Here is a 6612-nt window from a genome sequence, read left to right on the forward strand (position 1 = left end):
TTGAGGGGGTCAATTACCTAATTTTCAGGGAAAAAGTACCTGAATTTCCCCCTGATCACTCCCATGCCAGGCACTTTTGGATTTCAAAAAGGTCTAAAAGTCTTATCCAACAAGGTTTTTAGATTTATTCAGCAAACCCTAACTATTATAAACAAAAAAGCGATCACACTCTACAAATATAGCGCAATCGCCCCTAATTTAAGACTTCAATTGTTGCTCGATTTGCCAGTTTTCTATTAAACACTAACTAGCAAAGTCAAATACTGGTGTTTCAATTACCCGTTTTGGTCGCTTATTTTCCCAGACAATTTCCTGCAAGCGTTCGACAGTTTCTGGTGCAAAAAAACGCTCTCCCGTTTCTACACAGACTCTAGCGGGGACATTTTCTATAATAAAAAAATTGCCATTGATTTCAAGGGTATAGGTAACTTCTTGTTCAATTAAGGTTTCTGGTCTAGAATTAGTTGACATCTGGTGTTCTCCTTGATTTAAAATCAATCCATAAATTTGGATCGGGTTCATATAGGGTAATAATTTTGAGCAAAGGGCGAGAGGGATAGCTACAATGAATGTGTAAGGCTCTATTAATTAGAGTAAATCCCAAAAGTAAACAGCTTGCACCATACTTATCAGCCGGATAATCTTCAATAATTTCGCTTTGTTCCATCGCCTCCCGTAATTCTTGAACACTGATCTGACGCAGGATACTTTGATTGACAGCGTGTTGAGAAAATTCCAATTGGTTTTGTCTAACTTTTTGACGAATTTCCTCAATCATTTCAGTGATAGCCGCCTTTAATTTGATCGTAAATATCCGTTGCTGTCATTTCACCAAATAACCGATCTTTAATCTCTAAATAATTTAGAGATTGGGATGCTGTTTCTCTTAGAAAGAAAGCCGCTTTAGCAATTCCCAATCTCTCTACGAGAGCTTTAACTCCCTCTTTTCTAATTTCCTCAATCTCAGGAATCGTCAAATCTGTTTGAATTTTCATAGTAATTTTTCGGCTCTCCCGTATTTGTGGTGATAAGAAAAGGTTATCTAAGGGAGGGTGTATGCCATACGCCCCTACAGAAAAGGAATTTGCCAGGCTGTACTAGGATTATAACACAAAAAGCGATCGCCCTCTACAAATATAGCGTGATCGCATCTAATTCGAGACTATAGCTTTATTCGCCATTCGCTTCGCTTTCTTATAAATACTCAATCCCGCCCTGCATTTTGTCAGGACTCAGCCTTTAGGTTAGCCTGTACTGTAGAAGCAAGAGTTTTGTTATCTCGCATTACTCTGATCAACAATCTTAAGGCTTCGTTAACCGCATCAGCAGTGGGAAACATTTCCGCGACATCAGGCTCCAAGCGCACAGTGACTCCATCAAAGCTTTTTCTTCCAGAGCCTAACTTTCTAACTCGGAGGTGCTTCAAGTCATACTCTGTCCGTAAATCATCTTCCATTTCTGGCTCATCCCTCTTCATAAGCTTCTCGTTCGGTTTGCGTCACTTCCCTTGCACTGATGAGTCGAATTACATCTCCTCTTTCAGTATAGGATACAATTAACAATCGCCCTCGATCTGACTCGCCAACAATCAGATATCGTTCCTCGCTCTCAGAATGCTCTGGATCATCGAAAATTTTGTATCAGCAATTTTTTGTTATTATCACAAGTACGGGAGAGCCAATTTTGCTTCATTTATTCACACTTCTAAGATTATAACAAAAAAAGCGATCACGCTATATGATCAAGTGTGATCGCACTAACATTGTTCTTCAGTCTTATATCTGCGAATAGCACTGTTCATCAGGTTAATCTGCTCTGCGTGAAATGAAGGGGGCATGGCACCATGAGTCGTGTAGTCTAATCCATCGTGCATGACATCTGTTGGCAATGCAGAGTGATCTAAACCTAATGTATGACCAATCTCATGAGCAATCGTGTTGGCAATTAAGTTAGATAGACTACTAATACTAAGATTGCCTCTACAAGAAGCATAAAAAACTTGATCGATTCTGATAATTGCATGACCAGTAACTTTACCTAATAAGAAGCTCGCTACTCCTAAATAATCTACTGGCTGACTGTCAGCAAATACATAAACATGAGTAAATTTATCTTGCCATTCCTGACTGTCAGGTGGTTCTGTAGTAAGAAAAACCTGAACACCTCTGAATGCACCATACAGTCTGGAAAAAGCTTCCATAAAAATTGCACTCATGGTTTCTTGATATTCGGGTAAGACTGCCATATTTGAAATATCTATCCAAATACAATGGCGACTTTTTTCTGAAAAATTTCGCAAAGGAAAACCGCAGTTAGGACAAAATTCCCATTCTGCTTGAAGGCGCGATCTACAAGATTGACACCTGAGTTTAATTGGTCTAGTGAGATCTATACGCTGAGATAGAGATTGTTTTAGCTTGCGGTTGTATTTAGTTAAGTCCAGTCGTTCAAATAAAGATGACATAGCTTTCCTTTACTAAGCATAAGAACCGACAATTTCTCCTAATCCGTTGACACTAACTCCATTTCCAATTGCAGCTAACTTCCACTCGTCGTTATGTTGGTATAACTCTGCCATAATCATTCCCGTAGCACCTTTGTATTCATTTCCTGATAGATTGTAGCGAGCAAGCTCTTTGTTGTTAGACATATCTACTAATCGTACAAATGCGTTTTTTACTTGGAAAAAGTCTTGTTTTCTGGCTATACAGTCATAAATATTGACTGTAAAAACCAGTTTGGTAATTCGTGATGGCACTAAGGAAAGATCAACAATGATTTGCTCATCATCTCCCTCTCCTGCTCCCGTCAAGTTATCGCCTAAGTGAGTGATTCCTCCCGATCGATGCTTGCGATTGCCAAAATAAACTATATCGTCCTTGTCTCCAACTTTTCCGTTACTGCCCAAGCAGATTACTGAAGCATCTAGGTCGTAGTTCGGTCTGTTGCTAAATGCGCCGAACAAGCCACCCCCAGTTTGTTCTACTACACCCCATCCTAGTCCACAAATAATTTTTTTCAGACCAGGTGCCTCTTTTGTCAGGGAAATGCGTTGCCCTTTCTGTAAATTGATAGCCATAATTTGAACTTTCCTTAGCTATAACGATCTAGCAATGCTTGCAGCCCTCCTTGATAGCCAGAACCTACCGCATTGAGTGACCATTGCCCATCTTTGCGATATAGTTCTGCCATGATTAGGGCGGTTTCAATGGAATAGTCTTCTACTAAGTCGTAGCGTACAGCCTCTTGTTTGTTCTGAGCATTGACGATACGCACAAAAGCGTTTTGTACTTGTCCAAAGTTCTGGCGACTTTGCTGTGTCTCGTGAATCGTTACTGTAATAACAATCTTCTTGACTTCTTCTGGTACTTTCTTGAGGTCAATTTTAATAACTTCATCATCCCCTTCCCCAAGTCCTGTTAAGTTATCCCCAATATGTTGGACTGATTTGTTTGGGTCAGGGCTGACAAGATTGTTGTAGAAGATGAAGTGTTTATCTGAGATTAGCTTTTCATTAGCTCCCAACAAAAACACCGACGAATCTAGATCGAAGTCCGATCCAGTGTCAGTGGCTTTGACATCCCATCCCAATCCTACAAATACTTCTGATAATCCAGGAGCAACTTTTTCTAGCGATACTCGTTGTCCTTTTGTTAATGAAACTGCCATAAAATATTCTCCCGGGCAATCGCACATTGAATGAACTGTACAGTTAAGTCGGAGGGTTTTTTCCTAATTTGTCAAGACCTTGGTGGTCACAAAACGAATCAGAACCAAGATTACTTTACCCCCCTCCCCCGATTTTGTCAAGTGTAAACCAACATAAATTAACAAAAATTTACAATTATTGTTACCCTTGAGAGTAGGGTAGTAAAAAATCTTTTAACGGGTTGATCTTGGATGTTAGAATCTCTCGTTTCTAGGCTCTGCCTAGAAATGTTTAATGAGAGGCTCTGCCTCCTGAGTAATCTTTACAGAAGGCAGAGCCTTCAAAAATCATTCCCAGGCGGAGCTTGGGAATGAGACGGCGAAAATCATTGCCTCTTGCCTATCCTAACCATTACTTATAACAGCCAATCCCTAATCTCTCAATAACAGATATTCGCGAATCTCAAAAAAGTTATCCCAAGGAATATAGGGTTGATTTTCCGCTTGTAGATAATCGATTAAACGATCCCTAGCAAAAACTAGATCGGCCCTTCTAGCCATGGTAATATCGGTAACAGAATCACCGATCGCAATAGTTTCTACTCCCGAATATTTGGCCATAATCAAGGCTTTAGCCACTAATTCCGTCTCATTTTCCCAATCGGAGTGAACTTGCAGATATTCCCCTTGAGTATGAAGATTGACCCCATAAATTGCTGTCACCTTATCTAATAGTCCCTCCCGTTTTAAGACCGTTTCAATCATGCCTTGGATGCCACCGGAGATAATAATAAAAGGGATGGATTGCTCCTGTAAAAAAGCGAGGAATTCGGCTAATCCGGGGCGAATTGGCTTGCTTTCGGCATAGGCGAGAATATCGGCGTATTTTTGGCTCGGTATCGACTCTAGCAGTTGACGGACACCCCGGCGCAGAGTCAGAGTGCGAGCGTACATTTGGGGCATAATTTGGGCCGATAAATCGGGGGCGAATTCTTTGAGCATACCCGCAAAAGTTTCCACGGCGGTGATAGTGCCATCAAAGTCACAGAAAACAATTTTACTCATGGGGTGACAAAATATCTGAAATTGGATATAATCGAAGGTTATGATTAATTTTACAGAGATTATCCGACTCTAGAGCTTCAACCCCCATGAAATCCTATCTCGCCGCCGCCATTCAAATGACCAGTCAGCCGGATTTAGAGAAAAATCTCGCTGCCGCTGAAGAGTTGATCGAACTTGCCGTGGGTAAAGGGGCGGAATTAATCGGTTTACCGGAGAATTTCGCTTTTATGGGGGCAGAAACCGATAAAATCGCCCAGGCTGAGACTATTGCTCTCAAAGCCGATAAATTCCTCCGCACCATGGCCCAAAGGTTTCAAGTGACCATTTTAGGGGGTGGTTTTCCCGTGCCGGTGACGGGTATTCCCGATAAGGCTTATAACACCGCTATTTTAGTCGATGGCAACGGTGCGGAATTAGCCCGTTATCAAAAAGTCCATCTCTTTGATGTCAATGTCCCGGATGGTAACACCTATCAGGAATCGAGTACAGTCATGGCAGGAATCGATTTACCGCCGATTTATGGCTCCGATAGCTTGGGAAAAATTGGCCTCTCGATTTGCTATGATGTGCGTTTTCCCGAACTCTATCGCTATTTATCGCAGCAAGGAGCCGATGTTTTATTTGTACCCGCGGCGTTTACGGCTTTTACAGGGAAAGATCATTGGAAAGTTTTGTTACAAGCGCGAGCGATCGAGAATACTTGTTATATAATAGCTCCCGCTCAAACGGGCAATAATTACGAACGCCGTTACACCCACGGTCACGCTATGATTATCGATCCTTGGGGTGTGGTTTTAGCCGATGCGGGGGAAGAAGCGGGAGTGGCAATTGCCGAAATTAATCCCCAACGTCTGCAACAGGTGCGACGACAAATGCCTTCCCTACAGCATCGTGTTTTTGTTTAAAATTCGATTCGACAATTTTAACGCCTAATTTTGGGATTTAACTCGGTTTTTTCGCGTAACATTGCTCCCTGATAACAAGGGTCGAATCTAAAACCTAATTAGTTAAGCTAAAAGCTTTGATGTACTGAGTTTCTAACCTTCTTTGCCAGATTCTCAGGGTAAGCTCATCTAATAAGGATGTAGTCGATTTATGCCACCCGATCAAACCATACCAAGTAACGAAGAACCAAAAATCTAGTTGGTTTATAATATTAAATAATTAACTTTATTTTTAGAGATGAATCTGATTTTGTCAAGCAAAGCGGCCGAAAGACTTCAACGAGAAGTGCAGTCAAGAGAAGATTTTATCGCCGATAATAATGCTTGGCGAATTGATGTCCTCGATCTCAGGAAGAGAGGTATTTTTCTCATTACTCAGGAAAAGAGTTTATACACCTTAATTTCTTCGTACAAGCAGGGAATTAAGGGAATTATCGCTCAAATTACCACCATTGATCGGCATGAGGGCGATTCCCCTGAAATTCATTATCTCAAATCCGAGAATAGGAGTCTGGTAAGCTCCATGAATAACATGAAGAATTTAATCGCTAAATTAGATCAGTACAATGCGGTTGATAACGAAAGATTTGCAGAAATAATTAATCAGACTCCCTTTAAATATTTATCTTACCGTACCCCGACCGAATGTTACCAAAATCTCTTGAATCAATCGAAGGTAGTACAATAAAACGGTCGTGTTTTAATCTAAGGAGAAAACGCTCCCCAATCTTCACAGCTTAAAACTAAATAGGGTTTGCTGAAAAAGTGGCTCTTCGGGACTTGGTATGGTTCGATAGGGGGGCATAAATCGACTAAATCCTTATCTGGCAAGAGATTTAATTGATTAGTTCGCTCTAGATCGCAAACAATTGACAAAAATCGCGGTAATGTCTTTCTCTATAAGGGTTTCATTCCTTATAACCCCCATCCATTGCATAACACAAACCGAAGAGCC

10 protein-coding genes and 2 pseudogenes are annotated in these 6612 nt (G+C 41.0%); 2 read left to right on the top strand and 10 right to left on the bottom strand.

Annotation, left to right across the window (positions count from 1 at the left end; all coding sequences use genetic code 11):
• Positions 1–243: 243 nt before the first annotated feature.
• The 9 genes and pseudogenes from O9332_RS11445 to O9332_RS11485 all read right to left on the bottom strand — a co-directional run bounded on the left by O9332_RS11445 (position 244) and on the right by O9332_RS11485 (position 4713).
• Positions 244–522: a YgiT-type zinc finger protein gene (locus O9332_RS11445; RefSeq protein ID WP_353853427.1), complete on the bottom strand. Its 279-nt coding sequence runs from the start codon at positions 520–522 to the stop codon at positions 244–246.
• Positions 461–778 carry a DUF4258 domain-containing protein gene (locus O9332_RS11450; RefSeq protein WP_002755280.1) on the bottom strand — a complete coding sequence of 106 codons (318 nt, stop codon included), beginning with the start codon at positions 776–778 and terminating at the stop codon, positions 461–463. The genes O9332_RS11445 and O9332_RS11450 overlap by 62 nt, the downstream gene beginning before the upstream one ends.
• A 1-nt stretch (position 779) precedes the next feature.
• The gene (locus O9332_RS11455) at positions 780–995 is read right to left on the bottom strand and encodes a hypothetical protein (protein WP_147070613.1); all 216 of its coding nucleotides are present in this window, start codon (positions 993–995) and stop codon (positions 780–782) included.
• Positions 996–1225: 230 nt separating this feature from the next.
• Positions 1226–1477 carry a hypothetical protein gene (locus O9332_RS11460; RefSeq protein ID WP_002755276.1) on the bottom strand — a complete coding sequence of 84 codons (252 nt, stop codon included), beginning with the start codon at positions 1475–1477 and terminating at the stop codon, positions 1226–1228.
• A pseudogene (locus tag O9332_RS11465) lies at positions 1464–1640 on the bottom strand (BrnT family toxin); the annotation flags it as partial. The gene O9332_RS11460 and the pseudogene O9332_RS11465, both read right to left, overlap by 14 nt.
• A 116-nt stretch (positions 1641–1756) precedes the next feature.
• Positions 1757–2464, bottom strand: a complete 708-nt coding sequence (locus O9332_RS11470) for a matrixin family metalloprotease (protein WP_002760096.1) — start codon at positions 2462–2464, stop codon at positions 1757–1759.
• A gap of 12 nt (positions 2465–2476) precedes the next feature.
• Positions 2477–3079, bottom strand: a complete 603-nt coding sequence (locus O9332_RS11475) for a TerD family protein (protein WP_288025582.1) — start codon at positions 3077–3079, stop codon at positions 2477–2479.
• A gap of 14 nt (positions 3080–3093) precedes the next feature.
• Positions 3094–3669, bottom strand: coding sequence for a TerD family protein (locus O9332_RS11480; protein WP_288025585.1), 576 nt, complete (start codon positions 3667–3669; stop codon positions 3094–3096).
• Positions 3670–4080: 411 nt separating this feature from the next.
• Positions 4081–4713, bottom strand: coding sequence for an HAD-IB family phosphatase (locus tag O9332_RS11485; protein ID WP_004161025.1), 633 nt, complete (start codon positions 4711–4713; stop codon positions 4081–4083).
• Between the two features lie 86 nt (positions 4714–4799).
• Here O9332_RS11485 and O9332_RS11490 point away from each other — a divergent pair, with 86 nt between their 5' ends.
• On the top strand, positions 4800–5618 hold the full coding sequence (locus O9332_RS11490) for a carbon-nitrogen hydrolase family protein (protein ID WP_149978160.1): 819 nt from the start codon (positions 4800–4802) through the stop codon (positions 5616–5618).
• Positions 5619–5907: 289 nt separating this feature from the next.
• Complete coding sequence (locus tag O9332_RS11495) at positions 5908–6345, top strand: DUF6933 domain-containing protein (protein ID WP_288025588.1); 438 nt, start codon at positions 5908–5910, stop codon at positions 6343–6345.
• Between the two features lie 17 nt (positions 6346–6362).
• Here the strand turns inward: O9332_RS11495 and O9332_RS11500 are convergent.
• Positions 6363–6594, bottom strand: a pseudogene (locus O9332_RS11500) (hypothetical protein).
• Positions 6595–6612 lie beyond the last annotated feature (18 nt).

It is taken from the genome of Microcystis sp. LE19-10.1B (assembly GCF_027530565.1).
GTDB lineage: Bacteria > Cyanobacteriota > Cyanobacteriia > Cyanobacteriales > Microcystaceae > Microcystis > Microcystis aeruginosa.